The sequence below is a fragment of the Blastococcus sp. SYSU DS0533 genome, assembly GCF_054050775.1.
Genome location: NZ_JBJGZZ010000026.1, coordinates 1 through 18,012, shown reverse-complemented (window position 1 = coordinate 18,012; position 18,012 = coordinate 1). Strand labels below are relative to the sequence as shown.

At 74.7% G+C, this 18,012-nt stretch carries 18 protein-coding genes and 1 pseudogene; 18 read left to right on the top strand and 1 reads right to left on the bottom strand.

The features are described from left to right. Nucleotides 1-6: 6 nt before the first annotated feature. The 10 genes and pseudogenes from ACI79W_RS19845 to larE all read left to right on the top strand — a co-directional run bounded on the left by ACI79W_RS19845 (nucleotide 7) and on the right by larE (nucleotide 8,747). Nucleotides 7-390 carry a YlxR family protein gene (locus ACI79W_RS19845; protein ID WP_456563801.1) on the top strand — a complete coding sequence of 128 codons (384 nt, stop codon included), beginning with the start codon at nucleotides 7-9 and terminating at the stop codon, nucleotides 388-390. 61 nt (nucleotides 391-451) lie between these two features. Beyond that, nucleotides 452-595: pseudogene (locus tag ACI79W_RS19840) on the top strand (translation initiation factor IF-2 N-terminal domain-containing protein); the annotation flags it as partial. A gap of 921 nt (nucleotides 596-1,516) precedes the next feature. After that, a complete protein-coding gene (gene infB, locus ACI79W_RS19835; protein WP_456563811.1) occupies nucleotides 1,517-3,352 on the top strand; it encodes a translation initiation factor IF-2 in 1,836 nt (611 codons plus the stop codon). 86 nt (nucleotides 3,353-3,438) lie between these two features. Further along, entirely contained in the window at nucleotides 3,439-3,738 is a 300-nt protein-coding gene (locus ACI79W_RS19830; protein WP_456563800.1) for a DUF503 domain-containing protein, read from the top strand. A 105-nt stretch (nucleotides 3,739-3,843) separates the two neighbouring features. Beyond that, nucleotides 3,844-4,365 (top strand): 30S ribosome-binding factor RbfA, encoded by a 522-nt coding sequence (gene rbfA, locus ACI79W_RS19825; protein WP_456563799.1) that lies wholly within the window; start codon nucleotides 3,844-3,846, stop codon nucleotides 4,363-4,365. Next, complete coding sequence (locus ACI79W_RS19820) at nucleotides 4,362-4,604, top strand: hypothetical protein (RefSeq protein WP_456563798.1); 243 nt, start codon at nucleotides 4,362-4,364, stop codon at nucleotides 4,602-4,604. Before rbfA ends, ACI79W_RS19820 begins: the two co-directional genes overlap by 4 nt. Next, nucleotides 4,601-5,623 carry a DHH family phosphoesterase gene (locus tag ACI79W_RS19815; RefSeq protein WP_456563797.1) on the top strand — a complete coding sequence of 341 codons (1,023 nt, stop codon included), beginning with the start codon at nucleotides 4,601-4,603 and terminating at the stop codon, nucleotides 5,621-5,623. Before ACI79W_RS19820 ends, ACI79W_RS19815 begins: the two co-directional genes overlap by 4 nt. Next, nucleotides 5,620-6,975: an MATE family efflux transporter gene (locus tag ACI79W_RS19810; protein ID WP_456563796.1), complete on the top strand. Its 1,356-nt coding sequence runs from the start codon at nucleotides 5,620-5,622 to the stop codon at nucleotides 6,973-6,975. The genes ACI79W_RS19815 and ACI79W_RS19810 overlap by 4 nt, the downstream gene beginning before the upstream one ends. Beyond that, nucleotides 6,972-7,889: a tRNA pseudouridine(55) synthase TruB gene (gene truB / locus ACI79W_RS19805; protein ID WP_456563795.1), complete on the top strand. Its 918-nt coding sequence runs from the start codon at nucleotides 6,972-6,974 to the stop codon at nucleotides 7,887-7,889. The genes ACI79W_RS19810 and truB overlap by 4 nt, the downstream gene beginning before the upstream one ends. Before the next feature lie 21 nt (nucleotides 7,890-7,910). Continuing rightward, nucleotides 7,911-8,747 (top strand): ATP-dependent sacrificial sulfur transferase LarE, encoded by an 837-nt coding sequence (larE, locus tag ACI79W_RS19800; RefSeq protein ID WP_456563794.1) that lies wholly within the window; start codon nucleotides 7,911-7,913, stop codon nucleotides 8,745-8,747. Here larE and larB read toward each other — a convergent pair. Then, nucleotides 8,738-9,415, bottom strand: a complete 678-nt coding sequence (gene larB / locus ACI79W_RS19795; RefSeq protein ID WP_456563793.1) for a nickel pincer cofactor biosynthesis protein LarB — start codon at nucleotides 9,413-9,415, stop codon at nucleotides 8,738-8,740. The genes larE and larB overlap by 10 nt on opposite strands. A 71-nt stretch (nucleotides 9,416-9,486) precedes the next feature. Between larB and ACI79W_RS19790 the strand changes: the two genes are divergently transcribed. The 8 genes from ACI79W_RS19790 to dapB all read left to right on the top strand — a co-directional run bounded on the left by ACI79W_RS19790 (nucleotide 9,487) and on the right by dapB (nucleotide 17,587). Beyond that, a complete protein-coding gene (locus tag ACI79W_RS19790; RefSeq protein WP_456563792.1) occupies nucleotides 9,487-9,825 on the top strand; it encodes an antibiotic biosynthesis monooxygenase family protein in 339 nt (112 codons plus the stop codon). 76 nt (nucleotides 9,826-9,901) lie between these two features. Beyond that, nucleotides 9,902-11,041 (top strand): branched-chain amino acid aminotransferase, encoded by a 1,140-nt coding sequence (locus ACI79W_RS19785; RefSeq protein WP_456563791.1) that lies wholly within the window; start codon nucleotides 9,902-9,904, stop codon nucleotides 11,039-11,041. A 20-nt stretch (nucleotides 11,042-11,061) separates the two neighbouring features. After that, nucleotides 11,062-12,027, top strand: a complete 966-nt coding sequence (locus ACI79W_RS19780; RefSeq protein ID WP_456563790.1) for a bifunctional riboflavin kinase/FAD synthetase — start codon at nucleotides 11,062-11,064, stop codon at nucleotides 12,025-12,027. A 156-nt stretch (nucleotides 12,028-12,183) separates the two neighbouring features. Next, nucleotides 12,184-12,453: a 30S ribosomal protein S15 gene (gene rpsO, locus ACI79W_RS19775; RefSeq protein WP_091933787.1), complete on the top strand. Its 270-nt coding sequence runs from the start codon at nucleotides 12,184-12,186 to the stop codon at nucleotides 12,451-12,453. Between the two features lie 291 nt (nucleotides 12,454-12,744). Then, complete coding sequence (locus ACI79W_RS19770) at nucleotides 12,745-15,018, top strand: polyribonucleotide nucleotidyltransferase (RefSeq protein ID WP_456563789.1); 2,274 nt, start codon at nucleotides 12,745-12,747, stop codon at nucleotides 15,016-15,018. Further along, nucleotides 15,015-16,388: a M16 family metallopeptidase gene (locus ACI79W_RS19765; protein WP_456563788.1), complete on the top strand. Its 1,374-nt coding sequence runs from the start codon at nucleotides 15,015-15,017 to the stop codon at nucleotides 16,386-16,388. The genes ACI79W_RS19770 and ACI79W_RS19765 overlap by 4 nt, the downstream gene beginning before the upstream one ends. A gap of 5 nt (nucleotides 16,389-16,393) precedes the next feature. Continuing rightward, nucleotides 16,394-16,741, top strand: coding sequence for a VanZ family protein (locus tag ACI79W_RS19760; protein ID WP_456563787.1), 348 nt, complete (start codon nucleotides 16,394-16,396; stop codon nucleotides 16,739-16,741). A gap of 48 nt (nucleotides 16,742-16,789) precedes the next feature. Continuing rightward, entirely contained in the window at nucleotides 16,790-17,587 is a 798-nt protein-coding gene (gene dapB / locus ACI79W_RS19755) for a 4-hydroxy-tetrahydrodipicolinate reductase (protein WP_456563786.1), read from the top strand. Nucleotides 17,588-18,012: the final 425 nt, after the last annotated feature.

Sequence of the window (18,012 nt, the reverse complement as noted above, 5' to 3'; positions counted from 1 at the left end):
TTGCGGATGGCCGAAACGTCGAATCCGGTCCGCACCTGTGTGGGGTGCCGGAAGCGCGCGTCGGTCGACGACCTGCTGCGCATCGTCGTCGTGGCCGGGAACCTGGTTCCCGATCCGCGGCGGCGGCTCCCTGGTCGCGGTGCCTCGCTGCACCCGACGGCGGAGTGCCTACGCGCAGCGGAGCGACGCCGGGCCTTCCCGCGGGCGCTGCGCACCAGCGCCCCCGTGGAGGTCGGTCCGCTCCGGGCCCACGTCCTGGGTGCCTCCCCGGAGGCCGCCGGGGCCGGGCCGGGAGAGGGCGGGAGCAGTACCCAGTCGGGCCGGCACCAGGCCGGTCCGCACGTCGACAGGACACCGTCGGATGACTCAGCCGTGAAGTTCTCACGATGACCATGCGCCACTAACGACGAGGTCGAGCGGGCAAGCCGCCGGCCTCACCAAGAGGAGACCCGTGCCAGGCAAAGCCCGCGTACACGAACTCGCCAAGGAGTTCGGTGTCGACAGCAAGACCGTGCTCGCCAAGCTCAAGGAGCAGGGCGAGTTCGTGAAGTCCGCGTCCTCCACCGTCGAGGCCCCTGTGGCCCGGCGGCTGCGTGAGGCGCTCGGCGCCGCCACCGGCGGCGGCAACGACGGGGCGGCCACCCCTCGTCCGAGCGCGCCCGCCCCCCGGCCGGCCGCTCCGGCGCCGCAGGCGACCCCCCGGGCCCCCGCCGCTCCGCAGGCCCCGGCCGCCCAGACCTCGGCTCCGCAGGCCCCGGCCCGCCCGGCCGCCGCTCCCGGACCCCGTCCGGGTCCGCGCCCCGCTGCGCCGGCCCCGCAGGCGCCGGCGGCCCAGGCCCCGGCTCCGCAGGCGCCGGCCGCCCAGGCTCCCGCGGCGCCGCCGCAGCAGCCCTCCGCGCCCCGCCCCGGTGCGCCCCGTCCGGCTGCGGCCGGTGGCGGCGCTGCCGGTGGTCCGCGTCCCGGCCCGCGGCCGGCGCCGCGTCCGGGGAACAACCCCTTCAGCAGCACGCCCCGCCCCGGCCCCGCCGCCGGTGGCCCCCGGCCGGGTCCGGCCGGTGGTCCCCGCCCCGCGCCCGGTGCGGGTGGTCCCCGCCCGGCACCGGGTCCGGGCGGTCCGCGCCCCGGCCCGGGTGGTCCGCGTCCCGGCGCCGGTGCCGGTGGTCCCCGTCCGGCGGCCGGTCCCGGCGGTCCGCGCCCGAACCCGGGCATGATGCCGCAGCGCCCCTCGCCGGGCATGATGCCGCCGCGTCCTGCCGGTGGTGGCCGGCCGGGCGGTCCCGGCGGTGCCGGTCGGGGCCGACCGGGTGGTCCCGGCGGTGCCGGCGGCGGCTTCCGCCCCGGTGGCGGCGGTGCCGGTGCACCGGCCGGCGGTGGTTTCCGCGGTGGCGGCGGTGGCCGCGGCCGTGGGCGCGGTGGCTCCGGTGCGGGCACGGCGGGTGCCTTCGGGCGTCCGGGTGGCCGCGGTCCGGTCCGCGGGCGCAAGAGCAAGAAGCAGCGGCGTCAGGAGTTCGACTCCATGGCGGCGCCGAGCATGGGTGGCGTCAGCCTGCCCCGCGGCAACGGGCAGACCGTCCGGCTGCCCCGCGGCGCCTCGCTGACCGACCTGGCCGAGCGGATCAACGCCCAGCCGGCCGCGCTGGTCACCGCCCTGTTCCACCTGGGCGAGATGGTCACCGCGACCCAGTCGGTCAACGACGAGACGCTCCAGCTGCTCGGTGCCGAGATCGGCTGGAACATCCAGGTCGTCAGCCCCGAGGACGAGGACCGCGAGCTCCTCGAGACCTTCGACCTCACCTTCGGTGACCAGGAGGGCGACGAGGAGGACTGGTCGGCCCGTCCGCCGGTCGTCACCGTCATGGGTCACGTCGACCACGGGAAGACCAAGCTGCTGGACGCGATCCGCGACGCCAACGTCGTGGCCCGCGAGGCCGGTGGCATCACCCAGCACATCGGCGCCTACCAGGTCGTCACCGAACTGGAGGGCGAGGAGCGCCCGATCACCTTCATCGACACCCCGGGTCACGAGTCGTTCACCGCGATGCGTGCCCGAGGCGCGAAGGTGACCGACATCGTCGTCCTGGTCGTCGCCGCCGACGACGGCGTCATGCCGCAGACGGTCGAGGCGCTCAACCACGCCCAGGCCGCCGAGGTGCCGATCGTGGTCGCGGTGAACAAGGTGGACAAGGAGGGGGCCAACCCCGCCAAGATCCGCCAGCAGCTCACCGAGTACGGCCTCGTGGCCGAGGAGTACGGCGGCGACACGATGTTCGTCGACGTCTCGGCGATCACCCGCCAGGGCATCGACGACCTGCTCGCGGCGATCCTCCTGACCGCCGACGCCTCGCTGGACCTGCGCGCGAACACCGAGCAGGACCCGCAGGGCGTGGTCATCGAGGGCAAGCTGGACAAGGGCCGCGGCCCCGTCGCCACGGTGCTCGTCCAGCGCGGCACGCTGCGCCAGGGCGACTCGATCGTGGCCGGCGACGCCTACGGTCGCGTCCGGTCGCTGCTCGACGAGCACGGCAACAAGCTGAGGGAGGCCCTGCCGGCCCGCCCCGTGCAGGTCGTGGGCCTCACCTCGGTGCCGCGTGCCGGTGACACCTTCCTCGTCGTCGACGAGGACCGCGTCGCCCGGCAGATCGCCGACCGCCGCCAGGCCCGCATCCGCAACGCGCAGAACGCCTCGATGCGCAAGCGGATCAGCCTGGAGGACCTCGACGCGGCGCTCAAGGAGAACCGCCAGCTCAACCTGATCATCAAGGGCGACAACTCGGGCACCGTCGAGGCGCTCGAGGAGGCGCTGATGAAGATCGAGGTCGACGACGAGATCTCGCTGCGGGTCATCCACCGCGGCGTCGGCGGCATCACCAAGAGCGACATCGACCTCGCGCTGGCCGACGACGTCATCGTCCTGGGCTTCAACGTCCGGGCCGAGGGCCAGGCCACCGAGCTCGCCAACCGCGAAGGGGTGGACGTCCGGTACTACACGGTCATCTACCAGGCGATCGACGAGATCGAGGCCGCGCTCAAGGGCATGCTCAAGCCGGTCTACGAGGAGGTCCAGCTCGGCACGGCGGAGGTCCGCGAGGTCTTCCGGGTGCCGAAGGTGGGCAACGTCGCCGGTTCGCTGGTCCGCAGCGGCACGATCGTGCGCAACTCGAAGGCGCGCCTGATCCGTGACGGTGCAGTGATCGCCGACAACCTGTCGGTGGAGTCGCTCCGCCGGTTCAAGGAGGACGCGACCGAGGTCCGCGAGGGCTACGAGTGCGGTATCGGCCTGGGGTCGTTCAACGACATCAAGGTCGACGACGTGATCGAGACCTTCGAGCTGCGCGAGAAGCCGCGCGACTGAGAGGACCCCGCTGCCCCCCGGGCCTCGCACGCGCGACCCGGGTCCCTGCAGCGGAGCCGTTCCAGAAGCTGGCGGTAGGGGAGGCGGTGAGCGTGTTCACTGGCACGCTCACCGCCGACCTGCTGCTGGGCGACGTCCACTCGCTCAAGGGCAAGCGGTCGGTCGTCCGGCCCGTGGTGGCCGAGCTGCGGCGGCGGTTCGCCGTCGCCGCGGCGGAGGTCGGCGACCAGGACCTGCACCGCCGGGTGCAGATCGGGATCGCCACCGTCGCCGGGGAGGCCGGCCAGGTCACCGACGTCCTCGACGCCTGCGAGCGGTTGCTGGCGGAGCGGCCGGAGGTGACGCTGCTGTCGACCCACCGGCAGCTGTTCAGCGACACCGATTGAAGGACCTCGCCGCCCCCCATCCCCTGCAGGCTCGGGGACGGGCCCCTGCGACGAGGCCGTGACGCCTCACCCAGGCAGCGACCTGGCAGTCCCAAGGAGGTCCCGATGGCCGATCCGGCCCGTGCACGCAAGCTGGCGGTGCGCATCCGGCAGATCGTCTCCGCCGCGATCGAGTCGCAGATCAAGGACCCCCGCCTGGGCATGGTGACCGTCACCGACGCCCGGGTGACCAGCGACCTCCGCGAGGCCACGGTGTTCTACACCGTCTACGGCGACGAGACGCAGGTCGCCGACTCGGCGAAGGCGCTCACGAGCGCCACCGGGGTGCTGCGGTCCACCGTCGGCCGGCAGACCGGCATCAAGTTCGTGCCGTCGCTGACCTTCGTCGCCGACATCGTGCCGGACACGGCGCGGGAGCTGGAGCAGGCGCTCGAGCGCGCCCGGCACGCCGACGCGGAGCTGGCCCGTGCCCGGGAGGGCGCCAGCTACGCCGGCGAGGCCGACCCCTACCGGCGGCCCGCGGAGGACGAGGACGACGATGAGGACGGCGGGGACGCCCCGACCGCCGCCGGACCCGCCGATGACGGCGGCGAGGACCTGACGCCCCGGACGAGGAGCACGCTGTGAGCGAGAACGACCCCGATCCGAACCTGCCCGACGAGGGCCAGGGCCGCTCCGAGCTGGGTGGCCGGCCGGCCCCCGACGCCGGCGACCCGACCCAGGGGGGCAAGCGCGGGCAGATCGGCGAGGTGTCGAGCATCGTCGAGGACGAGCCGGACGACGGCGGCCCGGGTTACCCGGTGGGCGGCGGGGACATCACCGAGCGGCAGGGCGGCCGGGTCGCCGACCCCGACCCGACCGGGTGACCCCCCGGCTCCCCGGGGGTGGCGCGGGCGAGGACCTCGTCACCGCCACGCGCTCGGCCGCCGCGGTGCTCGCCGATGCGGCCCGCGGACGGGCGACGGTGGTGCTCTCCGGGCACGTCCAGCCCGACGCCGACGCCCTCGGCAGCACCCTGGCGCTCGCCGAGGGGCTGCGCCGGCGCGGCGCCCGCGTGCTCGCCACCTTCCCCGGCCCCTTCACCCTCCCCGCCTCGCTGGGGTGGATCCCGGGCGCCGAGGGCCTGGTGCCCGCCGGCGCCGTCCCGTCGTCCCCGGACGTCTTCGTCAGCCTCGACGCGGCCTCACCCGGGCGCCTCGGCGAGCTGGCCCCGCTGCTCGACCGCGCGGGCACCTCCGTCGTCGTCGACCACCACGCCAGCAACCCCGGCTTCGGCCAGGTCCGCCTGGTGGACCCGGCCGCCCCGGCCACGGTCACCCTGGTGGCCGACCTGCTCGACGGCCTGGGCGTGACCCTGGACGCCCGGCTGGCCACCTGCCTCTACGCCGGGCTGGCCGCCGACACCGGATCGTTCCGGTTCGGCAGCACCCGGCCGGAGACGCACGAGCTCGCCGCCCGCCTGCTCGCCACGGGGATCGACCACGCCGCGATCAGCCGGCGGCTGTTCGACACCGCCCCCTTCGGCTGGCTCGGGCTGCTCTCGGTGGTCGCCGGGCGCGCGGTCCTCGAACGGGAGGTGGGCGCCGGCCTCGTCTGGACGTGGTCCAGCACCGCCGAGGCGGCCGAGCACGGGCTGCCCGGGGAACAGCTCGAGGCGCTCGTCGACGTCGTCCGCTCCACCGCCGAGGCCGACGTCGCCTGCGTGCTCAAGGGCCAGGACGACGGGTCGTGGTCGGTGTCGCTGCGTTCCCGCGGGGCCACCGACGTGTCGCGGGTCGCCGCGGCCCTCGGCGGTGGCGGCCACCGCGCGGCGGCCGGCTACACCTCGTACCTGGACCGGGAGAAGACCGTCGAGTCCCTCCGCACGGAGCTGTGCGCACCGTGACACCGCGGTCCTCCGGACCGCACCGCGACGACCGCGACCCGGCGGAGCCCGCACCGCGCCCGCCGTCGGTCCTCGGCCTGGCGGCGCCGGCGCTGGTCGTGCTGGCGGCCGAGCCGCTGTACCTGCTGGTCGACACCGCCGTCGTCGGAAACCTCGGGACGGTTGCGCTCGGTGGCCTCGCCGTCGGGGGTGGTCTGCTGGCGTGGGCGGCCGCGCTGCTGAACTTCCTGGCGTACGGCACCACCGCACGGGCAGCCCGCCGCGCCGGCGCCGGTGACCGGGCCGGCGCCGTCGAGGAGGGCGTGCAGGCGACCTGGCTCGCGGTCGGCCTCGGTCTGCTGGTGCTGGCCCTGTTCCAGCTGCTGGCCGGGCCGCTGACGCGGGCGCTCGCCGGCGGCGCGGGACCCGTCGCCGAGGCGGGGGAGCAGTGGCTCCGGGTGGCCGCGATCGGCGCCCCGCTGCTGCTGGTGTCGCTCGCCGGGAACGGCTGGCTGCGCGGGGTGCAGGAGCTGCGCCGCCCGGTGCGCTACGTCGTCGCGGGCAGCCTGCTCAGCCTCCTCCTGTGCCCGCTGCTCGTGCACCCGGCGGGGCTCGGCCTGGTGGGCTCCGCCGTGGCGAACGTGGCCGGGCAGGCGCTCACCGCCGCCCTGTTCGTCCGCGCGTTGCTGCGCGAGGGCGCCGCGTGGGCGGCGCGTCCCCGCGCCATCGTGCGCCAGCTGGTGATCGGCCGGGACCTGCTGCTGCGGGCGGCGGTGCTGCAGCTGTCGTTCCTCGTCGCCGCCGGCGTCGCCGCGCGTGCGGGGACCGCCGCCCTGGGGGCGCACCAGATCGCGCTGCAGCTGTTCTTCTTCCTCGCCCTGGTGCTGGACGCCTACGCGATCGCCGCGCAGACCCTGGTCGGTCACGCGCTGGGTGCCGGGCGGCCCGCGGAGGCCCGCTCCACCGCGCGCCGGGTGGTGCTGTGGGGCCTGGGCACGGGCTGCCTCGTGGCCGTCGTGCTGCTCGCGCTGCGCGACGTGCTGCCGCCCCTGTTCACCGACGACCCCGCGGTGCTCGCGCAGGCCGCCGTCGTGTGGTGGTTCCTCGCCTGCTTCCAGCCGCTGGCGGGCGTGGTCTTCGCGCTGGACGGCGTCCTCATGGGCGCCGGCGACGTCGGCTACCTGCGCACCGTCACCATCGCGGCCGCGCTCGTCGGCTTCCTGCCGCTGTCCCTGCTCGCCGGGCCGCTGGGGCTCGGCCTCGCCGGCATCTGGACCGGGCTGACGCTGTTCATCGCCCTGCGGTTGCTCGCCGTCCTCGTGCGGGTGGCGGGTGACCGGTGGCTCGGGGCACCTGGGACGGTGGGTGCGTGAGCCCCCGACGCCCCGACGCCGACGTCCCGCCCGGTCTGCTGCTCGTGGACAAGCCCGGCGGCATGACGTCCCACGACGTCGTCGCCCGTGCCCGTCGCGCGCTGTCGGTGCGCAAGGTCGGGCACGCCGGCACCCTCGATCCCATGGCCACCGGGCTGCTGGTCCTGGGCGTGGGCACCGCGACACGACTGCTCGGTCACGTCGGCGGCCACGACAAGACCTACGAGGCCACGATCCGGCTGGGGCAGGCGACGGTCACCGACGACCGCGAGGGCGAGGTCCTCACGACCACGTCCGCGGCCCACCTCGGCGACGACGCCGTCCGGACGGCCCTGGCCGCGCAGACCGGTCCGCTGCAGCAGGTGCCGTCGGCGGTGAGCGCGGTCAAGGTCGACGGCCGCCGCTCCTACGACCGTGTGCGGGCGGGGGAGGCCGTCGAGCTCGCCCCCCGCCCGGTCACCGTGCACCGGCTCGAGGTGCACCGCATCCACCGGCCGGAGACGGATCTGGTGGACGTCGACGTCACGGTCGACTGCACCGCCGGCACCTACATCCGCGCCATCGCCCGCGACGCCGGCGCGGCGCTGGGCGTGGGCGGCCACCTGACGGCGCTGCGCCGCACCGCGTCCGGGCCGTTCACGATCGCGCAGGCGGGCCCCGTCGAGGACGCCGCCGCCGCGCTGGTCGCCGGCGGCGGGCCCGGCTGCCTGGGCCTGACCGAGGCGGCCCGGCTGGTCTTCCCCGAGCGCCCGCTCACCCCTGAAGAGGCGCGGGCGCTCGGCTACGGCCAGCGGATACCCGCCACGGGCGCCGCCGGGCTGCACGCCGCCGTGGACCCCGCCGGCCGCCTGTCGGCGCTGGTCGAGGACGCCGGTCGCACGGCGCGCGTCGTCGTCGGCTTCCCGCCCGCCTGAGCCGGTGGCAGCCTGGCGGCCGTGACCCTCGACGCCCGCCTGGCCGACCTCGACGCGCTGCTGCGGCCCCTGCCCGGGGTGCTCGTCGCCTTCTCGGGCGGCGTGGACTCCGGCGTCCTGCTCGCCGCCGCGGTGCGCGCGCTGGGCGCCGGCCGGGTGGTCGCGGCCACCGCCGTCTCGCCGAGCCTGCCGGCCGCAGAGCTCGCCGGCGCCGAGGGGTTCGCTGCGTCGCTGGGGGTGCGGCACGAGCGGCCGCGCACCGACGAGCTGTCCCGCGCGGGGTACCGCGCCAACGCCGGGGACCGGTGCGCCTTCTGCAAGACCGAGTTGGTCGAGGTGCTGCGCCTGCTGGGCGGCCGGCTGGGCATCGACGACGTCGTCACCGGGACCAACGCCGACGACGTCGTGGCCGGCTTCCGGCCGGGCATCCGCGCGGCCGCCGAGCGGGGTGCCTGGACGCCGCTGGCGCGGGCCGGGCTCACCAAGGACGACGTCCGCGCCGCCGCCCGCCGCTGGGGCCTCCCGCTGGCCGACAAGCCCGCCGCGGCCTGCCTGGCCAGCCGGATCGCCTACGGGGTGCCGGTGTCGGCCGCGGGGCTGGCCCGCGTCGAGCGGGCCGAGGCGGCGCTGCGGGCCGCGCTCGCGGGCGCCGGGCTGCCGGTGCGCGACCTGCGGGTGCGGGACCTGGGGGAGGATCGCGCCCGGGTCGAGGTCGACGCGGCGCTGGTGGCGGACGTGGCCGCCCGGCCGGACCTCCTCTCCGCGGTCGCCGGGTTCGCGGCCGTCGAGGTGGACCCGCGCGGTTTCCGGTCCGGGTCGATGAACGAGCTGCTGCCCGACCCCGTCCGCTACCGCTGAGCCGCGGGGACGATCCGGGCGGCGGCCACCCCGGCCCCGAACCCGTTGTCGATGTTGACGACGAGCACGCCGGGCGCGCAGGCGGTGAGCATGGTGAGCAGCGCGGCCAGCCCCTCGAAGGCCGCCCCGTAGCCGACCGAGGTGGGGACGGCGACGACGAGGCGGTCGGTCAGCCCGGCCACCACGCTGGGCAGCGCGCCGTCCATCCCGGCGACCACGACGACGGCGTCGGCCGCGGCCAGGTCCGGGGCGACGGCGAGGACCCGGTGGATCCCCGCCACCCCGACGTCGTCCACCCGCCGGCACCCCACGCCGCAGGCCCGCAGCGTGGCGGCGACCTCCGCGGCGACCGGGCCGTCGGAGGTGCCCGCGGTGAGGACGAGCACCTCGCCGGTGGGCTCCGGGAGCGTCCCCACGAAGGCGCACCCGGCCACCTCGTCGACGACGGCGTCCGGCCACCGCTCGCGGATCGCCGCCGCGGTGGCGCCGTCCACCCGGCTCGCCCAGGCGAACCCCGCCGGGGACCCCTCGAGCAGGCCGGCCAGGCAGGCGACGGTCTGGGCGGGTGTCTTGCCGGCCGCGAACACCACCTCCGGCGTACCGGTCCGGGACTCGCGGTCGAGGTCCAGCCGGGCGAAGCCCAGGTCTGCGGTGCGGGGTGCGCTCACCCGCACCAGCGTGCCGCACGCGCGGCCGGTCGCGCGGTTGGCGCCGACGCCGTCCGGGAAGGGGACGGACCATGAGCGTCGTCAAGATCAACGCGATCACCGTGCCGAAGGACAAGCAGGAGCGCTTCGAGGAGCGGTTCCGCGGGCGCGCCGGAGCCGTGGAGACCACGCCGGGCTTCGAGTGGTTCGAACTCCTACGCCCGGTCGAGGGCACCGACCAGTACCTGGTCTACACGCGGTGGAGCAGCGTGGAGGCCTACGAGGCGTGGCAGTCCGGCCAGGACTTCGACCGCGCCCACGACGGTGGTGGCGACACCCTCGCCTCCGCGGCCCCCCACTCGGCGCACGTGTGGACCTACGAGGTCCTCGAGACCGCCGGGCCGAAGGGCGAGCACCAGGGGCAGGCCTGAGCCGGGCTAGTGTGACGGCACCGGTCCCGCACGCCCGCGGGCCGGTGCCGTTCCCTCGCACGCCCGGGTAGGAGCCATGACCGACACGCTCGCCGACAGCCGCACCTCGTCCCGGACGTTCGTCGAGGGCGTGCCGGTGGTCGTGGAGGACGTGCAGCGCCGCTCCACCACCGAGCGCGAGGAGCTGCTCGCCGACCCCGGCTTCGGCCGCTACTTCACCGACCACATGTTCGTGGCCCGGTACCAGGTCGGCCGCGGCTGGTACGACGCCCGGCTCACGCAGTACGGCCCGCTGCCGATGGACCCCGGCACGGCCGCCCTGCACTACGCCCAGTCGATCTTCGAGGGGCTCAAGGCCTACGCCCAGCCCGACGGCAGCGTGGCCACCTTCCGGCCCGAGGCCAACGCCGCGCGCTTCGTCCGCAGCGCCGAGCGGCTGGCGATGCCGCCGGTGCCCGAGGAGGCCTTCTTGGCCGCGGTCGACGCGCTCGTCGACGCCGACCGCGCGTGGGTGCCGACCGGACCCGACCAGACCCTGTACCTGCGCCCGTACCAGCTGGCCAGCGAGTCCTTCCTCGGCGTCCGGCCGGCGCACGAGTACCTCTTCCTCGTCATCGCCAGCCCGGCCGGTGCCTACTTCCCGCGCGGCGTCCACCCGGTGTCGGTCTTCATCTCCGAGGACTACGTTCGGGCCGCGCCCGGCGGCACCGGCGACGTCAAGTGCGCCGGCAACTACGCCGCCAGCCTGCGGCCGCAGCAGCAGGCCAGCGAGCTCGGTTGCGACCAGGTGGTCTACCTCGACGCCGTCGAGCGGCGCTACATCGAGGAACTGGGCGGGATGAACCTGTTCTTCGTCCTGGGCTCCGGCGAGGACGCGGAGCTCGTCACCCCCGAGCTCTCCGGCACGCTGCTGCCGGGCATCACCCGCGACTCGCTGATCAGCGTCGCGCGGGAGCTCGGGCACCGCGTGAGCGAGCGGAAGGTGACCCTCGAGGAGTGGCGCAGCGGCGCGCTCGACGGCTCGATCAGCGAGACCTTCGCCTGCGGGACGGCCGCCGTCATCACCCCCGTCGGCCAGATCCGCGCCCGCACCGGCGACTTCACCGTCGGCGACGGCGAGCCCGGGCCGGTGACCATGCGGCTGCGCGAGGCCCTGCTCGACATCCAGCACGGGCGGGTGGCCGACACCCACGGCTGGCTGCACCGGGTCTCCTGACCGCGGCGGGGGACGGTCGCGTGCTGCGCTGGCGGGGGCTCGAGGCCACCCCGGGTGACCTCGGACGCACGGTGGTCACCGTCGGCATGTACGACGGTGTCCACCGCGGGCACCAGAAGCTCATCGGGGCCGCCGTCGCGCGGGCCCGGGCGATGCGGCGGCCCTGCCTCCTGCTGACCTTCGACCCGCACCCGGCGGAGGTCGTGCGGCCGGGGTCGCACCCGGCGATCCTCACGTCGCTGGACCGCAAGGCCGAGCTGGTCGCCGAGCTCGGCGTGGACGCCATGTGCGTGCTGCCGTTCACCGCGGAGTTCATGAAGCTCCCGCCGGAGACCTTCACCCACACGGTGCTCGTCGAGCGGCTGCACGCCGCGCAGGTGGTCGTGGGGGAGAACTTCACCTACGGCCACCGCGCCGCCGGCACCGTGGCCTCGCTCGCCGCGGAGGGCCGCCGCTTCGGCTTCGCGGTCGAGGGCGTGCCCCTGGCGCAGGACGCCTCGGAGGACGGCGAGGTCACCATCTCCTCGACCTACGTCCGCGCCTGCGTCGCCGCCGGGGACCTGGTGCCCGCGGCCCGTGCGCTGGGCCGGCCGCACCGGGTCGACGGCGTGGTGGTGCGCGGGGACCGCCGGGGCCGCGATCTCGGGTACCCGACGGCCAACGTGGAGACGCCGCCGTACACCGCGATCCCCGCCGACGGCGTCTACGCGGGCCACCTGGTGACCCGCGACCCGCGCAGCGGGGCCAGCCGCGAGCGGTTCCCGGCGGCGATCTCGGTCGGGACCAACCCCACCTTCCAGGGCAGCCGCCGCACGGTGGAGGCCTACGTGCTGGACTACGACGGCGACCTCTACGGCGAGCACGTCGGCGTCGAGTTCGCGCACCGGCTCCGGCCGATGGCCGCCTTCCCCGATGTCGAGGGCCTGCTCGCCGCCATGGCCAAGGACGTCGAGGACACCCGCACGGTCCTGGGGCTCGGGTCCTGAGCCGGAGGGCCCCCGCGGACCCTCCAGCCGCCCTCTCGGTCCGACCGGTCGACCGCCGCTGGTAGTGTCGGGGCCGGCCGTGCACGCACGGCCGTGTGAGAGCTGCCCTCGTGAGTCAGACCGGGGGCCACACGTGACCCGCCCAGGAGGCGAACCATGGCGCTCGACAGCGCGACGAAGCAGCAGATCATGACCGAGTACGCGACGGTCGACAAGGACACCGGTTCGCCCGAGGTGCAGGTCGCGATGCTGTCCCGCCGGATCAGCGACCTGACCGAGCACCTCCGGCACCACAAGCACGACCACCACAGCCGGCGCGGCCTGCTGCTGCTGGTCGGCCGGCGCCGCCGGCTGCTGAACTACCTGGCGAAGACCGACATCAACCGCTACCGGTCGCTGATCGAGCGGCTCGGCCTGCGCCGATAGCACGTCGAGGGGACCGCTCCGGGCAACCGGGACGGTCCCCTCTCTCGTGCGGCACCCGCCGCACGGGCCACGGCGAGCCCGCCCCCGCGTCCGTCGCAGAGGGCCGGTCCTCGGTAGTGGCTCCCGGGACACCCCGATGCAGGGGAGTGGTCCCCCGTCGGACGGGGAACCAGCAGCGCCCGAGGGCTTCGATCGAAGACCGGTCACCCCGGACGCCGACGGCGTGCAGCGCCGTACGAGGAAGTCGCACCCGGCAAGGGGCCGGCTGCGACCAGACGAGAGAAGGACAGCGTGTCCGCACCCACCACCAGCGGCCCCATCGCCGCCGAGTTCGACCCCGAGGACGGGGTCACCACCGCCACCGCGGTCATCGACAACGGCAGCTTCGGCAGCCGCAGCATCACCTTCGAGACCGGCCGGCTGGCCAAGCAGGCGGCCGGCTCCGTCGTCGTGACGATGGGCGACAGCATGCTGCTGTCGGCCACCACGGCGGGCCGGCAGCCCAAGGAGCACTTCGACTTCTTCCCGCTGACCGTCGACGTCGAGGAGCGGATGTACGCCGCGGGGCGCATCCCCGGGTCGTTCTTCCGCCGCGAGGGCCGGCCGTCCGAGGACGCGATCCTCACCTGCCGGCTGATCGACCGCCCGCTGCGGCCGACCTTCGCCAAGGGCCTGCGCAACGAGGTCCAGGTCGTCATCACCGTGATGGCGCTGGACCCCGAGCACCTCTACGACGTCATGGCCATCAACGGCGCGTCGGCCTCGACCCAGCTGTCGGGCCTGCCGTTCTCCGGCCCGGTCGGCGGCACCCGCGTCGCGCTGATCCGCGGCCAGTGGGTCGCCTTCCCGACCCACTCGGAGCTCCAGGAGGCCGTCTTCGACATGGTCGTGGCCGGCCGCCTCCTGCCGGACGGCGACGTCGCGATCATGATGGTCGAGGCCGAGGCCACCGAGAAGACCATCGAGCTCGTCGCCGGTGGCGCCAGCGCCCCGACCGAGGAGGTCGTGGCCCAGGGCCTCGAGGCCGCCAAGCCCTTCATCAAGGCGCTGTGCGAGGCGCAGAGCGCGCTGGCCGCCAAGGCCGCCAAGCCGGTGGCGGAGTTCCCGCGCTTCCTGGACTACCAGGACGACGTGTACGCCGCCGTCGAGTCCGCGGCCCTGACCCGCCTCGGCGAGGTGCAGGCCATCGCGGGCAAGCAGGAGCGCGAGGAGGCCACCGAGGCGCTCAAGGACGAGGTCAAGGCCCAGCTGGCCGACCAGTTCGAGGGTCGCGAGAAGGAGGTCTCCGCCGCCTTCCGCGCCGTCACGAAGAAGGTCGTCCGTCAGCGGATCCTGCGCGACAAGGTGCGCATCGACGGACGCGGCGTCACCGACATCCGGCCGCTGTCGGCCGAGGTCGAGGTCGTGCCCCGCGTGCACGGCTCGGCGCTGTTCGAGCGCGGCGAGACCCAGATCCTGGGCATCACGACGCTGAACATGCTCCGCATGGAGCAGCAGCTGGACACGCTGTCGCCGGACAACCGCAAGCGCTACATGCACAACTACAACTTCCCGCCGTACTCCACCGGCGAGACCGGTCGCGTGGGCTCGCCCAAGCGCCGCGAGATCGGCCACGGCGCCCTCGCCGAGCGCGCACTGCTGCCGGTGCTGCCCGACCGCGAGGAGTTCCCCTACGCGATCCGGCAGGTCTCCGAGGCCCTGGGCTCCAACGGCTCCACCTCGATGGGCTCGGTCTGCGCGTCGACGCTGGCCCTGCTCAACGCCGGTGTGCCGCTGAAGGCCCCGGTCGCGGGCATCGCGATGGGCCTGGTCTCCGACCAGGTCGACGGCAAGACCGAGTACGTGGCGCTGACCGACATCCTCGGTGCCGAGGACGCGTTCGGTGACATGGACTTCAAGGTCGCCGGCACGCGCGACTTCGTCACCGCGCTGCAGCTGGACACCAAGCTCGACGGCATCCCGTCCGACGTGCTCGCCCAGGCGCTGACCCAGGCCCGCGCCGCCCGGCTGCACATCCTCGACGTGATGAACGAGGCCATCGACGCCCCCGACGAGATGAGCCCGTACGCCCCGCGCGTGACCACGGTGCGCATCCCCGTCGACAAGATCGGCGCGGTCATCGGCCCCAAGGGCCAGATGATCAACGCCATCCAGGACGAGACCGGCGCCGACATCACCATCGAGGACGACGGCACCATCTACGTGGGTGCGTCCGACGGCCCCTCGGCCCAGGCCGCGGTGGACCGGATCAACGCCATCGCCAACCCGCAGATGCCCAAGGTCGGGGAGCGGTTCCTCGGAACCGTCGTCAAGACCACGCCGTTCGGTGCCTTCGTCTCCCTCCTCCCGGGCAAGGACGGGCTGGTGCACATCAGCAAGCTCGGCGCCGGCAAGCGCATCGGCAAGGTCGAGGACGTCGTGAACGTGGGCGACAAGCTCCAGGTCGAGATCACCGACATCGACGCCCGCGGCAAGATCAGCCTCGCGCCGGTCGCCGCCGAGGGTGCCGAGGGCGGCGAGGCCCCCGCCGAGGCGCCGACCGAGCCCGCTCCTGCGGGGGAGTGACCACGACCGATCTGATCCGGGCCGGGATGGGTGCCGTTCCTCCGGGAGCGGCCCCCACCCCGGTTCCCGTCGGGACGACCGCGCTCCTGGACCTGGACGAGGTCGGCGGCCGGGTGGAACGCACGGAGCTCCCCGGGGGGCTCCGCGTGCTGACCGAGACGATGCCGGGGGTGCTGTCGGCGACCCTCGGCATCTGGGTGGCCGTGGGCTCGCGCGACGAGACACCGGACGTCGCCGGGGCGTCGCACTTCCTCGAGCACCTGCTCTTCAAGGGGACGACGTCCCGCGGCGCGCTGGAGATCGCGACCGCCATGGACGCCGTCGGCGGTGAGATGAACGCCTTCACCGCCAAGGAGCACACCTGCTACTACGCGAACGTGCTCGCCAGCGACCTCCCGCTCGCGGTCACGCTGCTGGCAGACCTGGTCACCGAGGCGACCAACACGGCGGCGGACCTGGAGTCCGAGCGGACGGTGGTGCTCGAGGAGATCGCCATGCGCGACGACGAGCCCTCGGACGCCGTGCACGACCTGTTCGCCGAGACCCTCTACGGCGACACCTCGCTGGGCCGTTCGGTCCTGGGCACCGTCGAGTCGATCGAGGGGCTCACCCGCGACGACGTCGACGGCTGGTACCGCTCGCGCTACGCCGCCCCGTTGATCGTCGTGACGGCGGCCGGGCGGGTGGACCACCAGCAGGTGCTCGACCTCGTGACCGCGGCGTTCGGCGACCGGCTCTCCGGTCCCGCACGCCCCGCGCCGCTGCGCACCGGCGACGTGGAGCTGGTCCGGCCGGCGCGCCGGACCGGCCTGATCTCCCGCCGCACCGAGCAGACGCACCTGCTGCTCGGCACGCCGGCGATGGGGCGGCTGGACGAGCGCCGTTACGCCGCCGCCGTCTTGGACGCCGCCGTCGGTGGTGGCATGAGCTCGCGGCTGTTCCAGGAGATCCGCGAGAAGCGCGGGCTGGTGTACAGCGTCGGGTCGGCGCTGACCCACTACGCCGGCGCCGGCGCGTTCTCCGTCTACGCGGGCTGCTCGAAGAAGCGCGTTCCCGAGGTGCTCAGGCTGGTCCGCGAGGAGCTGGCACGGGTGGCCGCCGATGGGCTCACCTCCGAGGAGGTGTCCCGGGCGCGCGGGCAGCTCAAGGGCGGGCTGGTCCTCGGACTGGAGGACACCGGCTCGCGCATGAGCAGGCTGGGCAAGAGCGAGCTCTCCTTCGGCGAGTACGTGCCGGTGCGCGACGTCCTGGCGCGCATCGAGTCCGTGGACGAGGCGCAGGTGCGGTCGGTGGCGGGGGAGCTGTTCGGCCAGGAGACGTGCCTGGCCGTGGTGGGCCCCTACCGCGAGTCCGACCTCGACCGGCTCTGACCCGCATGCCGACGACCCGGACCGCGCTGCCGCAGGCGGCCTTCGCCGTCGCGCTGCTCCTCTCGGCCGTCGTGCTCTTCCTGCCGGCCTCGGGGGTGCCGACCGCGCCCCCGGGGACCGACAAGGTGGTCCACCTCCTCGTCTTCGCCGCCCTGGCCGTGACCGGGCGGTGGGCCGGGGTGCCGCGGGTGCCGCTGGGATCGGCCCTCCTGGCCTACGCGCTGGGCAGCGAGCTGGTGCAGGGGCTGACCCCGATCGGCCGGACCATGTCGGTCCCCGACGTGGTCGCGGACGTCGCGGGGATGGTGCTGGGGCTGCTCGCGTGGGAGGCGTCCACCCGCCGGACGCGCTGAACCGGCGCCTGTCTTGCGTCGGGGCGCCCGGCCGGGAAACCTGACCGCGTGACCACGACCGCGCCCGACCAGCAGTCCGCCCCCGCCGACCGGGAGTCCCCCCTCATCCCGGTGGGAGTGCTCGGTGCCCGCGGCCGCATGGGGACCGAGGTGGTCAAGGCGGTGAACGACGCCGACGACCTCGAGCTGGTGGCCATGGTCGACGACGGCGACTGGCTGTTCAACGTGGCCGACGCAGGGGCTCAGGTCGTCGTCGACTTCACCCGTCCCGACGTGGTGATGGACAACATCCGGTTCTGCATCGACAACAACATCCACTGCGTCGTCGGGACGACCGGCTTCGACGAGGCCCGCCTGGCCACCGTCGCCGAGTGGCTCGAGCCCAAGCCGGAGCTCGGCGTGGTGATCGCCCCCAACTTCGGGATCGGCGCGATCCTGCTGATGCGCTTCGCCCAGGAGGCGGCCCGCTTCTTCCCGTCCGTGGAGGTGGTGGAGCTCCACCACCCGAACAAGGTGGACGCCCCCTCGGGGACGGCCGTGCGCACGGCACGCCTCGTCGCGTCGGCCCGGCGGGCGGCGGGCCTGCCGCCGGCGCCGGACGCCACCACCGACGAGCTGCCCGGCGCCCGAGGCACCGACATCGAGGGCGTGCGCGTGCACGCGGTGCGCCTGGCCGGCCTCGTGGCGCACCAGGAGGTGCTCTTCGGTGCGGCGGGGGAGTCGCTGACCGTGCGGCACGACTCGTTCGACCGCGCCTCGTTCATGCCGGGCGTGCTCCTGGCGGTCCGGGAGATCAGCCGCCGCCCCGGTCTCACCGTCGGGATCGAGGGGCTGCTCGGGCTCTGAGCGCGGCCTCCCTCCCGTCCGCTTCCCGCAGGGTCGGGGTCGGGCCCGGACGGGCCGTGCGAGGGCGCGAGCAGGAGCCCCACCTGGGCCGCCGCCGGGCCGCCGGCGCCCTGGCGGCAGCGTGTCGGGCGTCACGGGGGCCCCGGTTTGACGTCGGGCTGACCCCCGTGTAACTTTCTCTTTGCGCCGCGCGGCCCGGGAGGGCCGCCGGACCGGGGCCTGCGGGTAGCGGGTGCACGGGAAACCGGCGTAGAGTTGGACATCCAGCCAGGGACGAAGCCCGGAAGGGTCGAGTTCTTGCGCGTCCGCTCCTTGAGAACTCAACAGCGTGCCGAAAGTCAGTGCCAAGTAATACCCCGTGCCAGGGCTTCGTGTTCTGGCTGGGATTCCTTTGGTTGATTGATATCGAGAGTGTCAGCTCTCGG